Source organism: Flagellimonas sp. (genome assembly GCF_965215805.1).
Classification (GTDB): Bacteria; Bacteroidota; Bacteroidia; order Flavobacteriales; family Flavobacteriaceae; genus Flagellimonas.
Genome location: NZ_OZ244124.1, coordinates 3,688,165 through 3,703,290 on the forward strand (window position 1 = coordinate 3,688,165; position 15,126 = coordinate 3,703,290).

Sequence of the window (15,126 nt, forward strand, 5' to 3'; positions counted from 1 at the left end):
AAATTAGAAATTTAACATTTAGGCCTTTTATCGTTTAACCTAACCTTAACAAAAATGTTAAAATGATGCTTCAATTTGCTTGATTAGCAAGTGTTTCATGAAGTTTTATCACCTGTTGGCGCGTATTTTCCAAATCCAAATTATCGATTATGAAATGTGATAAATCTTCCTTTTTATCATCTTCCAGTTGGTTGCGCATACGATCCAAAACCTGTTCTTTTTTAGCTTGGTCCCTTCGAATTACACGTTCCAATCTAATTTCATAGGGAGCCGTCACCAAAATGATGTGATCGTATTGATCTTGCATCCCATTTTCAAAAATCAAAGCAGTTTCTTGGATTACATATGGGCCCTCCTGTTCCGTAACCCAGTGAGCAAAATGTTCTCGTACTGCTGGGTGGACTATCCCATTCAGTGCTTTCAAAAGTTCTGGCTGGGTAAATACTTTGGAAGCCACAAAAGCTCTGTTCAAAACTCCGTCTTCATAGGACGCCTCTCCCAGCAATTCCACGATAGCCTCCTTTACTTGCGCAGAACTGGACATTAGATTTCTGGCTTCCACATCCGAATCATAGACCGAAATTCCCAGCGCTCTAAACATTTCAGCCACCGTGCTTTTACCACTCCCAATGCCTCCTGTTAGCCCTACAATCCTCATTGCTGTTCCAATACAAAATTAACCTTGTTGACCAAGGGCCTTAGATCATATACTTTTTCAGGGGTTTCCTGAATTTCCAAAAACAATTCGTTGCTATCGGAATTTCTCAGTTGTCGATAATCCGCAATGACCTTAATATCTGCCGCGGAAAGGGATTTTAGACGCTCCACAGTTGCCTTGCAGAGCACAGAAACTGAGTTGGGGAAGGTTTTGATTTGATACCCTTCGGGAAGATTGACCACCTTTACAGGCACCTCAAAAACTTCTTCGGAAAATTTCATGACAGTACCGGACACTTCCACCCTATTGGTAGAAAAAATACTGTTGACCAAGTTTCTAGGAAATATCAAAAGTACATCTTCAGAAAAGTCAGCGGATACTTGGGCCAATTCCAATTTGGATGTGAAAATATGTTTTATGGTATCAATCTCTTTTTTGGGGCCTTTTACAATGATTGTTGCAGGTTTGATGATAGGTTCCCCATCCAAAATAAAGTTTTGTGCAAACTGAACGTCCAGTTGGGCCACAACGGGCACCTCCTTCGAGTTTACCTGGTATAGGTCTACCGTTAGCTGTCTTCTATCCAAATCCAATAGCGAAATGTTCTGGGACAATTGCCGCTCAATTTGCTTTTTAAGTGCATCTTCCGAAAGCATATATCTTCCGTTCCGATATTGGACCTCTCCCAAATTAACATTGACCCTTTTGTTCCAAAACTTGTAATACAGGAACTGAAATCCACTGGTCCGAAGTTTGGCTTCCATGGTGTTAACGGCATTGTTCCCCAGTAGCAAGGTGTCTGGCAAGTTCCTATAATTCAAATCCAAATTGACCCTGGATTCATAGGACTCGGATAGATTGCTTAAAAACCAAGCAAGGAAAGAACATAGTAAAAAGATGAAAAACACTTTTACTTTTCTTCTATTTAGGCCTTGCAAGAATTTTTTGACCACTATGATTTCCTTTTGAAGAACAATTTTGGAAACAGCTCCTCTGGTTCCTTCTTACTAAAATTAAGCAAGATTGTGGATTTAAGGAAACCCAAACCATATCCCGTGAATTGGGTAAGTGCCGCAAAAATGGCATAAAAAGCAACAACAAGATTCTTGTTTTGGACTGCGGCGCCTACAAACAAGAGGGCAAAATAAACACCATACAGCAGCAGGGGCAGGTAAATTTTTGCAATGAGCAGCACGATTGAAGTAATCAGTCCCAACATAAAAAAACTGGGGAACCAATAGGTCAGTTTAGCGGTGCCAGGATGCCATTTGTTCAAAATGGGTCGTACACTTCCAAATTTATTCACTTGAATATAGAATTTGTTCCAGTCAATCCGGCGTTTGTGGTAGACAAAGGCTTTGGGAAACAATCTGGAATCGAAACCGGCCTTCCAAATACGAAAGGTGAGGTCTGGATCTTCCCCGGGGTGGATTCTCCCAAACCCTCCTGTCTTTTCAAATGTCGTTTTGGAAATTCCCATATTAAAACTTCGTGGCTGGAATTTACCAACTGATTTCTTTCCTCCCCGGATTCCACCTGTGGTAAATATTGAGGTCATTACATAGTTAATGGCTTTCTGAACTGTGGTAAACGATTCGTGTGCCGCATCTGGCCCTCCGAAGCAATCAACAAAATTGGCTTTGAGCTCTTTTTCAACCTCAACCAGATATCGGGGAGGCAAGATGCAATCGGAATCCAAAATGATAAAGTAATTCCCTTTAGCCTTTTGCATTCCAAAATTTCGGGAATCCCCAGGGCCTGAATTTGGTTTGAAATAATAGGAAATGTTCAGATTTTCATTGAATCCCTCTACAATATCATCTGACCTTTCCGTAGAACCGTCCTCCACGATAACCACCTCAAAGTCATCCGTGAATTCTTGCTGTTGCAAACTTTGCAGCAGTTCGTGTACCTCATCAGGTCTATTGTAAACCGGGACTATTATGGAGAAATATGGGTTCATCCTTAAACACAAAAGCCATCCCAAACAAGGATGGCCTCCGCTATCTTATTATAATATTATTCGCTGAACTCATCAATGACTTCTTGGCTAACCCCAGTATTGGAGAAACCACCATCATGGAACAGGTTCTGCATGGTCACTTTTCGGGTTAAATCGGAAAACAGACTGATGGTATAATCTGCACAATCCGCTGCTGATGCGTTGCCCAGTGGCGACATTTTTTCGGCATAGTTGATAAATCCACCAAAGCCCTTTACACCCTGCCCGGCAGTTGTTGGGGTTGGGGATTGGGATATGGTGTTGACCCTCACCTTCTTCTCTTTTCCGAAGAAATAGCCAAAGCTTCTGGCCACAGATTCCAAATAGGCTTTATTGTCCGCCATATCATTATAATCCGGGAATGTACGCTGGGCCGCCATATAAGTCAAGGCTACAATACTCCCCCATTCATTCATGGCATCAGCCTTAAACAAGGTCTGCATTACCTTATGGAACGAAAGAGCGGAAACGTCCCAACCCTTGGTAGTGAAATCGTATTTTTCATCCGTATAGGCACGTCCTTTACGTACGTTGACAGACATTCCTATGGAGTGCAGCACAAAATCCAATTTACCTCCCAAGATTTCCATGGATTGGCTTACCAAATTTTGCAAATCCTCCTCACTTGTGGCATCCGCCGGAATAATTTCCGAATTGGTCTTTGCAGCAAGTTCTTTGATTTGCCCCATTCGCATAGCGATGGGCGCATTGGTCAGTACAAAGGTTCCACCTTCCTCATGAACGCGCTCTGCAGTCTTCCAAGCTATGGAGTTTTCATCCAAGGCTCCAAAAATGATTCCTCGCTTACCTTTTAAAAGATTGTATGCCATTCTTATTGTATTGTTTGGTTTAGCGGCAAAGATATTTATTCTAATTGATTTTTATCCGCTCTTATTGAAGTTCCACAACCGTGGGCATTTCCTATTGCAATAATTGCTTGGCATGTGCCAAAGCGGAATCGGAAAGCGCTTTCCCACCTAACATTTCTGCCAGCTCTGTTACCCGTTCTTCCTCGTTCAACCGCTTCATTCGGGTACTGGTGCCAGATGCACTCTCCTCTTTAAAAACCTTAAATTGATGACTCCCTTTGGATGCAACCTGGGGCAAGTGGGTAATGGAAAAAACTTGCATGGTTTGGCTCATCTGTTTCATAATCTCCCCCATTCGATTGGATATTTCCCCTGAAACACCAGTGTCTATCTCGTCAAACATCATAGTGGGCAATTGTTCAAATTGCGCCAGCAGGGACTTTATCGTGAGCATGATTCTAGACAATTCACCTCCCGAAGCCACTTTCTTTAACTCCCCATATGCTGAACCCTTGTTGGCGGAGAACAGGAATATCAAATCATCTTTTCCGTTGGATTTGAAGGCATCCGAAGGATGCACCTCTATTTTAAAGGTAGCTGAAGGCATTCCCAAGGCGTACAGGTTTTCCTGAAGAGTGTGTTTTAGTTTGGGGATGGCCTTATTTCTGGCTTCAGTAATTTTTGCCGCCCAAGTGTCCGCTTTCATTGCTACCAGCTGTAGTTCTTGTTCTTTTTCCAAGATATTGGACTCAATATTTTCTACGGCATCCACCTTTGTGCTTAAATCCTCTTTTATGGCAAGTAGTTCTGCAACGGAATTTACCTGATGCTTTTTTTGAAGGTCATATAATAGTTGAAGCTGACCGTTTACGGCCTCCAATCGCTCAGGATTGGCCTCTACCCCATCCTTCAAAACTTCCAGTTCTCCTGCCACATCATCCATTTCAATAAAAATGGATTGCACCCGTTCGTTGAGCTTGGCATAGGTATCCCCAAAATCTGCTAAATGTTGAAAGCTGCGTTTTAAATCGGCCATTCTCCCCAATAAGCCCAATTGCTCGTCATTAAGCAATTGATGTCCTTGAGACAACTGCTCCATGATTTGCTCCACATTGTTCAACTGCTCATATTCCATCTCCAATGCCTCTTGCACTCCTTCTTTAAGCGATGCGGCTTCCAGTTCTTTCAACAAAAAACTGTTGTAATCGTGTTCTTTATTGGAGTTGGCTTGAAATTCCTGAAGTTCCCTTAATTCCTTGGACACCTTTCTATAAGTCTCCAAATGGGCTTTATAGGTATGCAGGTTGTCTTGGTTTCCTGCCAGGGCGTCCACTACCTTAAGTTGGAAATCATTTTCGGTCAAGCGCAGGGTTTGATGCTGTGAATGAACATCCACCAAACGTTCTCCCAATCCTTTAAGGATATCCAAAGTAACTGGCGAATCATTTACAAAAGCACGGGATTTTCCGCTGGGTAAAATTTCACGGCGTAAAATGGTATCATGCTCGTAATCCAAGTCATGGGACTGGAAAAAATCTTCGAGCTTGTATTTGGATATATCAAACTCAGCCTCAATAATGCACTTCTGGGTCTGGTTTTTTAGAGAGGTTAAATCTGCCCGCTTTCCCAACACCAAAGAAAGTCCACCCAATAATATGGATTTTCCAGCTCCAGTCTCGCCCGTAATGGTAGTGAATCCAGCAGCAAACTGCACGTTCACATCATCAATCAAAGCATAGTTCTGAATGGAAAGATTTGTTAGCAACTTAGCGGATTTTCCCCGTAAAGATATAGCTCTTTGGAGAAATGGACTAGTAATTTATTTCGTTCCAGGTATTGGAATAAAATGGCGCCACCCGATTCAAGGTTTCCTTGAGTTTTACAATGTCCACCTTGGGGCCATCGGAGAAGATATTTCTAATTTCCTCTGACTTGGCATCAAAAAAAGTCTGGATCAAAAAAGCATTGGGTCGGCGCTTGATCAAGGTCTCAAACAAACGCATGCTTCCAGCAATTACCTGTTTGCCCGTACTATTGTTGTCCCCCAAGATATCCAACCCCTTTCTATGGTAGTTGTACATGGCAATCCGATATTCCCTAAAGGAATTGCTCATCAAATTGTCCACCAGCTCAAATCGGGAACGCTCCCCAGTTTCTTGGTTCCAACCCGAGAAATTTGAGCCTTGTGCCTGCGTTACAATATTCTGTGCCTTTCGAAACATTTCATCCCCACCTTCCAAGGAAAAGGTATCAGCATCCAAGCCTAAAATCACATACACATAATAGGTAATAACGCCTATTAAGTTGGAATCAAAGACGTTCTCGTTGAATACCAAAGGCTGAAATTCCTGGTATTGGAAGTTGAAGGCATCATCCTTATAATTGAAGATGGGACTTTCATAGGATGTATTGAATACCGGGCGGGAAGATTGAATTTGGATGTTGGCCTCAAATCGGTCCGATTCATATTGCGTTACCGTAATGAACATCCTGGCATTAACACGTTCATTCTCCCGATACACCCGATTGGTCCACTTGTTTTTGTTCACAAAATCGTTGAGTGAACGTTCCAACGTCCTAAATATCTGCTGGTTGGTCTGACTCACTTGATCAGAATTGACTGTTATGGTACAATTGAGTTCTTGCGCAAACGAGATTTGTGCAATTGAAAACAAAAAAACAAGTATAATGATCCTATGCATGGATTCTGGAGATAATTTCTTCCCAAATGTCCGAAGCAACTTCGGGCTTCGTCTTCAATCCAAACGTTTTAATCCCGGAATTCTTATCGATAAAGGTAATTTTATTGGTGCTACCTCCAAAACCAGCGCCATCGTCCTTAAGCGAGTTCAATACGATGGCATCCAAATTTTTGCGCTTCAACTTGCCTTTGGCATTTTCAAGCTCGTTTTCCGTTTCCAGGGCAAAGCCCACCAAAAACTGTTTGTCCTTGCGCTCACCTAGTGATAAAAGGATGTCTGGGTTTCGTTCCAGTTCAATTTGGAGGTCTCCATCTTTCTTTTTCATTTTTTCCTGGGCCACATGCTTGGGTCTGTAGTCCGCCACTGCGGCAGCGGCAATTGCTACATCCACATCCCCAAAATGTTCATGACAGGCATCGTACATTTCCTGAGCCGAAGTAATCCGAATCAACTGAATGGAATCCTGATCCGCTGTTAGGCTTGTAGGTCCAGAAACCAAAATGACTTTTGCTCCCAAATTTGCCGCCTTTTTCGCCAATTCAAAACCCATGGTTCCAGAGGAACGATTGCCCAAAAAACGAACAGGATCCAAGGGCTCATGGGTTGGGCCAGCAGTTATCAAAACTTTCTTGCCGCTGAGGGGCAAACCCTGTGATAATTCATTTTGGACAAACGCGAGGATATTTTCTGGTTCCGCCATTCGTCCTTCACCATGTAGTCCACTGGCCAATTCGCCTGATTCGGCTGGAATCATAGTGTTTCCGAAGGAAGTCAGTTTCTCCAAAGAGGTTGTTGTAGACGGGTGTTTGTACATGTCCAAATCCATGGCCGGAGCAAAAAAGACCGGACACTTGGCTGAAAGATAGGTCGCCAACAGCAGATTGTCACAAATGCCTTGGGACATTTTGGACAGCGTATTGGCGGTAGCAGGAGCAATGATCATAAGATCTGCCCATAGGCCCAATTCCACATGATTGTTCCAAGATAAACTTCCGTCCTCCTCGTTTACAAAATCCATCAGCACAGGATTCTTGGAGAGGGTGGACAAGGTAAGGGGGGAAACAAAAGAGCCGGCACTCTGGGTCATAACAACTTTGACCTTGGCACCAGCTTTTATAAGTAACCTAACAAGAAATGTGGTCTTGTATGCGGCAATTCCCCCGGTAACGCCCAAAAGAATGTTTTTACCGCTAAGCATTTCTTAGGCGTCTTTCTCTGTGTTTCTGTAGTAGATTTTGTCTTCCAACCATTCCATTACCGCCAACGCATGGGGTTTTGGAAGCTTTTCGTAAAACTTGGAAACTTCTATCTGCTCTTTGTTTTCAAAGACTTCTTCCAAGCTATCGCTGTAGGTGGCGAATTCTTCCAACTTTTCCAACAATTCCTTCTTTATTTCAGAATTGATTTGGATGGCTCGCTTGGATGCGATGGAAATGGCCTCATAAATGTTGTCCGTTTTCTCATCAAATTCGTTCCTGTTGTGGGTCACGGTAGAAACGGGAGCTTTGGTGTTTTTCAAATCTTGCATTTACGGATAGTTTAAAATGTTATTTGGAGCTGGAGTACACACTCAACTCTTTCTGTATTTTCTGGGACAGTTCGTCCGCTTTCTTTTTAAATCGGGTCTCAGGAAAATACCTGAACAAATTGTTATACGCTGACAACGCATCTTCCAGACGTTCCTGCTTTTTGTTCTCTGTACTGTTTACCGCCAAATTGGTGGCCGCCTCTATTCTATAATAGAGTGCTTCTTCCCTGTAAACGGAACCTGGGTTATCGGAAATGAAATTATCCAGGGCGGTGATGGCCGAAATTAAGATGGGATAGTTGAATTTCCCCAACTTGTTGAACTGCTTGGCTATCTCAATTTGCTTTCTTTCCTTTTTGGAGGTTAACTCCTTGGCCATGGCATTCGCCTCTTCAAAAAATTCCGATTCTGGATAGGTGTTGATAAAGGTCTGTAGTTTTGCTAAGGCCTTATCAGTATCCGTTTGATCTAGCGAATAGGCTGGAGACAGTTCATAATAACTCTTTGCCCCTAAAAAGGAGGCTTCCTGAATCTTATCACTTCTAGGATATGATTTTATGAATCGCTCAAACTGGTATCCTGATAGGTAATAATCTTTGGTTTTGAAATAGGAGTCTGCAAAAAAGAACATCACCCGCTCTCCTTGTGGTTTGCCCACATATCGGGGAGCAATCTGCTCAAACAATCTTTTTGCCCTTTTAAAATCCCCTTCGTCATAGTACTTCTGGGCCAAATCATATTTAGCCTTTACATCCTCATTTTTAAGCACTTTCTGGTACTCGCTACAGGATGAAAATAAAATTACGGCAAAGAGTAAAGGAAGAATCGACCTCATTTTCAAAAACATTTTGCAAAATTAGTGATAATCAATGGATTTAAAAAATAGAAATCCACTTCCAAAAATAAGTGTCCGTGCAGCTTCCTGCCAAGGTTTTGGCTAAGTTTTAACGCAGCTTATGCATACACCTTATTGTGCGACTTCAGATAGGCCGCAATTCTGTTTTTTAAGCCAAGGGAAGCTTCAACCAGTGGCAAACGTACTACGGCAGAACAAAGTCCCAACGACTCAAAAATACTCTTGATTCCAGCTGGATTGCCTTCTTCAAAAATAAGTTGCATGGCGGGCAAAAGTGCATGGTGCAATTCATAGGCCTCATCTGATTTACCTTGCAGCCCCTGCTCAATCATTTTAGAGAAACCTGCTGGCAACCCTTGGCCCAAAACCGAAATTACTCCAGAGCCTCCAGCCAAAACGGTGGGCAAAGCCGTGAAATCGTCTCCAGAAATGACCAAAAAGTTATCTGGTTTTTCCTTAATGATCTGGTCAATCTGGACCATATCCCCACAGGCTTCTTTGATGGCCACAATATTGGGAACGTCCTTTGCCAACCTCACCGTGGTTTCCGGTAACAAATTACTACCTGTCCTTGCAGGTACATTGTACATTACTATAGGTATTGGAGATGCCGCACCAATGGCCTTGAAATGCTGGTATATCCCTTCTTGAGTCGGCCTATTGTAGTAGGGCGATACAGATAATATGGCCGTGAATTCCGAAAGGTCCAAAGTTCTGAGTTCCTCTACAACTGCAGCAGTGTTGTTTCCGCCCACACCTAGTACCAATGGCAACCTTCCTGCGTTGACACGAACAACCACATCAGCAACCAACTGCTTTTCGGATTTGGACAATGTAGCCGATTCCGCCGTGGTGCCCAAGGCCACCAGATAATCAATGCCTCCCTGAATACAATGTTCCACTACACGCTCCAAGGCAGCGGTATCCACTGAAAAATCTTCTTTGAACGGGGTAACCAACGCCACTCCCGTGCCCAATAATTGCTCCATTACAATTCTTTTAAAACCTTTAAATATTTCTTTAATTCACTTTTGAACAAGTCAAAATCGTTTAAGGACGTATTTAAAATCAAATCGTTGATCTTGGGATCTAAGGTTCCAAATCCAACCTTGAGTCGGGCTTGGGTTTTCACGGAGAGGAGTTTCATCATTAAATTATCCTCTTGGTAATAGTTGAGCAACAGATCGTATTCCCTGCCCAAAAACTCCAGCACATACCCGTTTTCAATTTCGCCTTTCCAACCTAAATCCTTATCGGAAAAAATTTGAATGGCATAGGGCGAGTTTTTATCGTACTCCCTTTTATAGCCGATGATCTTAATAGCATTCGGTCTAAGTTCGTACTCGTCTATCAACTCATAAAACACCTCTGCATTTCCAAAATTGTCCACATCCACAATGCAGCCAATACTACTTATGCCCTTGCTCCGCTCCACAATGGTAGCGGGCTTCTGCATTTCATCCTGCAGGTATTTTTGTCCCGATTTAACTTTAAATTTATCCTGGAGCCCTTTTAAAAACATTATTTTTATGCATTTTTACAAAGGTAATTAATCTACCTTGACTCCTTAAAACAAAGATACGCCAGTGAGTGTTTTAAAAATCAAACAAATTGTTTTATTCTTAACAATTTGTGTTTTGGTTTCCTGTAATCAGGGAAAACCACAGCTTTCAAAAATTGACGGAAAACAAGTACCTATAGACAGTATTCTTGCTCCGGTAGATTCCATTGCATCCTTTGTAACCCCCTATAGAACCCGAATAAACGAGGTGTTGGACAGTACCTTGGCCTTTGCTCCTGAAGACATTAATTTGGATGATGGCCCCCGAAATACCTCCATGGGTAATTTTATGGCTGACGTACTTTTGGAGGAGACCGCTCCCCTATTCCAAAAACAAACGGGAAAGGAATTGGACTTTGTTATCATGAACCGCGGGGGTATCCGCTCCATAATTTCGGCAGGGAACGTAAGTGCCAGACATGCTTTTGAAGTCATGCCCTTTGAAAACTATATCTCGGTAGTGGAACTGGATGGTACTGCTATGCGAAAACTAATCAGTTTTTTGATCAATTCCTCCCGCATACATGCCATTGCGGGTATGCAAATTACCTTGGACAAAACAGGGCATTTGGAATCCGTGAACATTAATGGAAGCCCTTTTGACGAAAACAAAAACTACCATGTGGCCACCTCGGACTATTTGGTGCAGGGTGGGCCCAGCATTGGTTTTTTCAGCGATATGGTCTCTGTACATGATACGGGTTATTTGGTAAGAAACGCCATTATTGACCATTTGAAAAAGGTAGATACCGTGACCGCCCAAGTGGATGACCGATTTATTCAATTAAACTAGATGAAAAGACGAGATTTTCTAAGTCAGACGGCAGCTGCCTCCACCTTGGTTGGACTGGGCGGGTTTGGACTCCAATCCTGTTCGGCATTGGGCAGAAAACACATCACCATTTTGCATACCAATGATGTGCACAGCCATATTGACCCTTTCCCGAGCACGGATAGTCGGTACCCTAATTTGGGTGGCGTTGCCCGTAGGGCCACTTTGGTAGAACAAATCCGAAATGAAAATCCCAATACACTCCTTTTTGATGCCGGAGATATTTTTCAAGGCACCCCTTACTTTAATTTCTATGGAGGAGAGCTGGAATTTAAGTTGATGAGCAAGCTCAAGTACGATGCCGCCACCATTGGCAACCACGATTTTGACAATGGGGTGGACGGGCTGTTGGCCCAAATCCCGAATGGTACATTTGATTTGCTTTCCGCCAACTACGATTTTTCCAATACCGTACTGGATGGCTTTGTGAAGCCCTATAACATATACCAACTGGATGGTATTAAAATTGGGGTCTACGGATTGGGCATTTCCTTGGACGGGCTAGTGACCAAACGCTTGTACAAGGAAACTGTTTATTTAGATCCCTATGAAATTGCCCTGGATCTAGAACGGAAACTCAAGGAAGAAGAAAGCTGCGATTTGATTGTTTGCCTTTCACATTTGGGGTACGACTATGAGAATCCCCAACGACCCTCAGATGTTAGGCTTGCACAGAACACCCACCACACTAATTTGATCATAGGCGGGCATACCCATACCTTTTTGGATAAACCAGAAGTACGCACCAATTTAAATGGCGACTCTGTTTTGGTAAACCAAGTTGGGGCTTACGGACTTAATTTGGGCCGTATTGACTTCTATTTTGATTCGGATAAGAATGTTTCCGGGAATGGGGTGAGTATTTCTGTTTAACATCTAGCTTTTTGTCAGTTCGAGTGTCCCGAATGAAATTCGGGATGTATCGAGAACAACACAGCCTTACCAAGGCCAGTTTTAAGCTTATGGCACTAAAAAAGCCACAACCGCAAAAGTAGTTGTGGCCTTTGTTCCAATCATATCTTTTTCTTGTTTACCCAACCACTAGATGCAATCTAGCGGTAGCAAGGGAAATCTGCTTTATTGAATGAAAAAAACACCGGAAGTTGAGATTCTGGTGTTTTTATTTAGCTCTTAGCTAAACCACTATATACAGTCTGTATGCAAACCATTGTCATCGATGGTCCAACCCTTGTCGTTAATTAATTTTTGCCTCTCCACAAAACTTGTACAATATGGAATCCCATCTGCACCTAGGGTAATATTATCAGGAGTATTGGGATTGTCTGCCCAACCTTTCAAAGTAGCATCATAACTTTCTTTTGTCATTCCTGAATTGTCAAACACGGATATCATACCTGGTGCAACTAGCTCACTTAAGTCCCATCCACCCAGATTTTGATTAAACTTTTGCGCACCACTAAACATGTAAGACATGTCTGTAACATTTTCTACACCCCAGTTACCTACGTCACCGTTAAAAGAAGAGGCTCCACTAAACATATACCCCATGTTGGTTATGGTACCCACGACCCAATTGTTCAAATCTCCATTAAAGGAAGAGCATCCATAGAACATGGCCCAAAGGCTGGTTACTTGGGAGAGATCAGGAGCATCGGTTGCATTGTATTCCATATTAACACAACCTTCAAAGGCATTTTCAAAATTTTGCCATTGGATGTCTCCCCATTGATCTATACTTATTAGTTTATGCGCAGATTCATTGTTATCCATTAAAAGTTGGGAAAATCCATACTTAATGGCAATACTATAGGTGCCTTCAGCTGCGTAAACATGGCTTGGAGGAGTAGTTCCTTCATAAGTTTCCTGCGAACCATCACCCCAATCAATATCGCAGAGGTAAAACCCATCCTGGACATCTCCAAAACTTATTGTGTCGTTCGCTCCTTCAGTATTCCATGTGGTGATAAACGACCCAGGGTCTTCAAATAGCGTTTCAATCACATTTGTTACCATAATGGTGAAATCAGTATCCACAATGTTCTCCCCATCGGACACTCTTACCCTAACGGTATGCGAGGTGGCGGTTTCGTAGTCAAATTCCTCTCCTGCAACCAAGGACAGTTCACCTGAATCCGAAATCTCAATAAGTTCTATTTGAGAAACTACATCATACTCCAAAGTTTGTCCCTCTGGGTCGCTTGCATCAACGGTTCCAATAGTTTCATCGTCTGAGATATTTTCTGAAACCTCAAATTCCAAAACTTCATTGTTTACTGCGGGGGCCTGGTTAGTCTCCCCTTCTCCTTCGGTTACATTAATGGTCACAGCCGACTCCGATTCTGCTGCATGTTCATCCGTTACGGTTACGTTTACCGTGTGCTGCGTAGTTGTGGCAAGATCAAATTGTTGTCCGGTCTTAAGTTGTAACCCTCCGTCTGCCGTAATTTGGAACATGGTCTCGGAAGCATCTAAGGAAAAGAAGAATTCATCTCCTTCCGGATCTGTTGCCGCTATAGTAGCAAATGTGGTTCCAGCTTCAGTGTCTTCCGGTGTATCTACGGAGGAGGTGGTGATCTGCGGAGCTTCGTTGGCGGGTTCGGCGCCATCGTCTTTTTTACAGGAGAACAAAATAGCTGTGGCCAATAGCATTAAAAAAAGATTCTGCAATTTCATTTTTTGGGTTTTTATAGTTTACCCAACAAACTTGAAGAATCAACATCTTTTGTTTAAGTGTCAATTGACAGAGACCCATTTTCAATTGACGGATAGGGGTTTTGGGTTGATGGATTTTTATTATTATGGGGAAAAGGGAAGAAAACACACCCCCGCCCCTCTCGAGAGGGGAACAATGCGCTCCCTTCTTGAGAAGGGAAGGATTTCAGTATGCTGAAATCAGGGATGTGTTAAAAATTAAGGCTTTGTTCTTCTTAACATACCTTTCTATTCTTGCATACTCAACCACTAGATGCAATCTAGCGGTAGCCGAGAAGAAAAACACACCCCCAACCCCTCTCGAGAAACATGTTAAAAACGGTCTGACAGCAGAAAGTAAAAAAGTGGTAATACGTCATTCTCGATACATCCCGAATTTTATTCGGGACACTCGAACTGACGGTTTTGTCTTAATAGTCTAGCGGAGCGCAAATTCCACCAATTCCTGCAATTCCTCCTCCAGACTATGCCCAGGAAATGGGCGCCCAGCTTGTCGATACCAATAGCCTGCATTCCATCCATCTCCTTCCTTGCGATGTAGATAAGCATGAATCCAACTTCCCATTGATGTGTGCAAATCTTGGGCAATGTTATGCGAAGATTCCCAATCCCCCTTGGCATCGTACCAAAGAGACTGTAGGGCCAGGGGCCAATTTTTTGGAGGTTGCAATTCGCTAAGTGACTCTTTAAATTGCTGGAAATCAAGGGGTGTCTTCATCCTTCAGATATTGTGGCCAAGCTCGATAAGCCAAGATACCGCCACAAACCATGATAAGCAAATGATAGGGGGTTTCTATTTGGATGGTAAACAGTTTTCCCAAGAAGAATAGCAACACCAACATGGCCAAAAAGGTAAAGAAACCGGAAATTTCATGTTCCTTGGTTGTTACCTTTCTGTTATAAAACACTTTGGCTACCAAGCCACCCAACAAGAAATTCAACCATATAAGTGAGGTACGGTCATTCTTGATCACTTCACTAAAAGTAGGGAAACCCCGATCTTCCAAGCTCACCAGAACAATGTCTATCACCACCATAATTCCTAAAAGCGCGGCAACCACAATTTTAATGATCTTTAATGCATTTTTATTTTTTTCTGATAATGGCTTCATGTGACATAGTTCATAGACCAAAACAGGTGGCCATAGATTAACCCTAAAACAAGCAAGAGGCTCAAAAACCAAATGGGTTTTTCAAATTCCACAAACCGGGCAAAAATGTAAGTAGCAATGGCAAGTGCGAAGAGAATGATTACAGGATAAAGCGAGCTGGACATTTCAAAATCTGCGTTAGCAGTTCCTAAAAACAGGTGTCCCAGAATGGCGCCCAAGGCAAACGGAATAAAAAAGAGTTTCTTCTGGGATGCTTCCAGCAAGAGGATGTTGGAAGTGTCGTCATCAATACCATTGACGTTCAAGAATACTTCCAAAAGCACGTACAAAGCGGCAAAGGTTGCCATAATTGCAGTGACAATTTCATAGGTCTCTTCCATTGCTTCAATTTAC

The 15,126-nt window shown here is 42.7% G+C and carries 17 protein-coding genes; 2 read left to right on the forward strand and 15 right to left on the reverse strand.

Translation table 11 applies throughout. From position 1 onward, the window contains the following. Window positions 1–70 precede the first annotated feature (70 nt). The 11 genes from coaE to ACOOE0_RS16355 form a co-directional block, all read right to left on the reverse strand. Window positions 71–658, reverse strand: a complete 588-nt coding sequence (gene coaE, locus ACOOE0_RS16305; protein ID WP_420399974.1) for a dephospho-CoA kinase — start codon at window positions 656–658, stop codon at window positions 71–73. Next, a complete protein-coding gene (locus ACOOE0_RS16310; protein ID WP_420399975.1) occupies window positions 655–1,611 on the reverse strand; it encodes a YbbR-like domain-containing protein in 957 nt (318 codons plus the stop codon). Before ACOOE0_RS16310 ends, coaE begins: the two co-directional genes overlap by 4 nt. Next, a complete protein-coding gene (locus ACOOE0_RS16315) occupies window positions 1,611–2,621 on the reverse strand; it encodes a glycosyltransferase (protein WP_420399976.1) in 1,011 nt (336 codons plus the stop codon). Before ACOOE0_RS16315 ends, ACOOE0_RS16310 begins: the two co-directional genes overlap by 1 nt. A 56-nt stretch (window positions 2,622–2,677) precedes the next feature. Beyond that, complete coding sequence (locus ACOOE0_RS16320) at window positions 2,678–3,490, reverse strand: enoyl-ACP reductase FabI (protein ID WP_138833641.1); 813 nt, start codon at window positions 3,488–3,490, stop codon at window positions 2,678–2,680. Between the two features lie 91 nt (window positions 3,491–3,581). Beyond that, window positions 3,582–5,234 carry a DNA repair protein RecN gene (gene recN, locus ACOOE0_RS16325; RefSeq protein WP_420399977.1) on the reverse strand — a complete coding sequence of 551 codons (1,653 nt, stop codon included), beginning with the start codon at window positions 5,232–5,234 and terminating at the stop codon, window positions 3,582–3,584. A gap of 46 nt (window positions 5,235–5,280) precedes the next feature. Further along, the gene (locus ACOOE0_RS16330; protein ID WP_420399978.1) at window positions 5,281–6,171 is read right to left on the reverse strand and encodes a DUF4835 family protein; all 891 of its coding nucleotides are present in this window, start codon (window positions 6,169–6,171) and stop codon (window positions 5,281–5,283) included. Continuing rightward, the gene (coaBC, locus tag ACOOE0_RS16335; RefSeq protein WP_420399979.1) at window positions 6,164–7,369 is read right to left on the reverse strand and encodes a bifunctional phosphopantothenoylcysteine decarboxylase/phosphopantothenate--cysteine ligase CoaBC; all 1,206 of its coding nucleotides are present in this window, start codon (window positions 7,367–7,369) and stop codon (window positions 6,164–6,166) included. Before coaBC ends, ACOOE0_RS16330 begins: the two co-directional genes overlap by 8 nt. Before the next feature lie 3 nt (window positions 7,370–7,372). Then, window positions 7,373–7,699, reverse strand: coding sequence for a DNA-directed RNA polymerase subunit omega (locus ACOOE0_RS16340; RefSeq protein WP_097046104.1), 327 nt, complete (start codon window positions 7,697–7,699; stop codon window positions 7,373–7,375). Window positions 7,700–7,718: 19 nt separating this feature from the next. Beyond that, window positions 7,719–8,546: an outer membrane protein assembly factor BamD gene (locus tag ACOOE0_RS16345; protein ID WP_420399980.1), complete on the reverse strand. Its 828-nt coding sequence runs from the start codon at window positions 8,544–8,546 to the stop codon at window positions 7,719–7,721. A 107-nt stretch (window positions 8,547–8,653) separates the two neighbouring features. Further along, window positions 8,654–9,544, reverse strand: a complete 891-nt coding sequence (dapA, locus tag ACOOE0_RS16350; protein ID WP_420399981.1) for a 4-hydroxy-tetrahydrodipicolinate synthase — start codon at window positions 9,542–9,544, stop codon at window positions 8,654–8,656. Continuing rightward, on the reverse strand, window positions 9,544–10,011 hold the full coding sequence (locus ACOOE0_RS16355; RefSeq protein WP_420399982.1) for a DUF6913 domain-containing protein: 468 nt from the start codon (window positions 10,009–10,011) through the stop codon (window positions 9,544–9,546). The genes dapA and ACOOE0_RS16355 overlap by 1 nt, the downstream gene beginning before the upstream one ends. A 181-nt stretch (window positions 10,012–10,192) precedes the next feature. On the opposite strand from ACOOE0_RS16355, the gene ACOOE0_RS16360 reads away from it, so the two are divergent. Beyond that, complete coding sequence (locus tag ACOOE0_RS16360; protein WP_420399983.1) at window positions 10,193–10,909, forward strand: 5'-nucleotidase C-terminal domain-containing protein; 717 nt, start codon at window positions 10,193–10,195, stop codon at window positions 10,907–10,909. Further along, the gene (locus ACOOE0_RS16365; protein WP_420399984.1) at window positions 10,910–11,821 is read left to right on the forward strand and encodes a metallophosphatase; all 912 of its coding nucleotides are present in this window, start codon (window positions 10,910–10,912) and stop codon (window positions 11,819–11,821) included. A gap of 270 nt (window positions 11,822–12,091) precedes the next feature. Here the strand turns inward: ACOOE0_RS16365 and ACOOE0_RS16370 are convergent, their stop codons facing one another. The 4 genes from ACOOE0_RS16370 to ACOOE0_RS16385 all read right to left on the reverse strand — a co-directional run bounded on the left by ACOOE0_RS16370 (window position 12,092) and on the right by ACOOE0_RS16385 (window position 15,113). Continuing rightward, window positions 12,092–13,582 (reverse strand): BspA family leucine-rich repeat surface protein, encoded by a 1,491-nt coding sequence (locus ACOOE0_RS16370; protein WP_420399985.1) that lies wholly within the window; start codon window positions 13,580–13,582, stop codon window positions 12,092–12,094. 457 nt (window positions 13,583–14,039) lie between these two features. After that, window positions 14,040–14,339, reverse strand: coding sequence for a hypothetical protein (locus ACOOE0_RS16375; RefSeq protein WP_420399986.1), 300 nt, complete (start codon window positions 14,337–14,339; stop codon window positions 14,040–14,042). Then, window positions 14,323–14,733, reverse strand: a complete 411-nt coding sequence (locus ACOOE0_RS16380; RefSeq protein WP_420399987.1) for a hypothetical protein — start codon at window positions 14,731–14,733, stop codon at window positions 14,323–14,325. Before ACOOE0_RS16380 ends, ACOOE0_RS16375 begins: the two co-directional genes overlap by 17 nt. Beyond that, on the reverse strand, window positions 14,730–15,113 hold the full coding sequence (locus ACOOE0_RS16385) for a hypothetical protein (protein ID WP_420399988.1): 384 nt from the start codon (window positions 15,111–15,113) through the stop codon (window positions 14,730–14,732). The genes ACOOE0_RS16380 and ACOOE0_RS16385 overlap by 4 nt, the downstream gene beginning before the upstream one ends. Window positions 15,114–15,126: the final 13 nt, after the last annotated feature.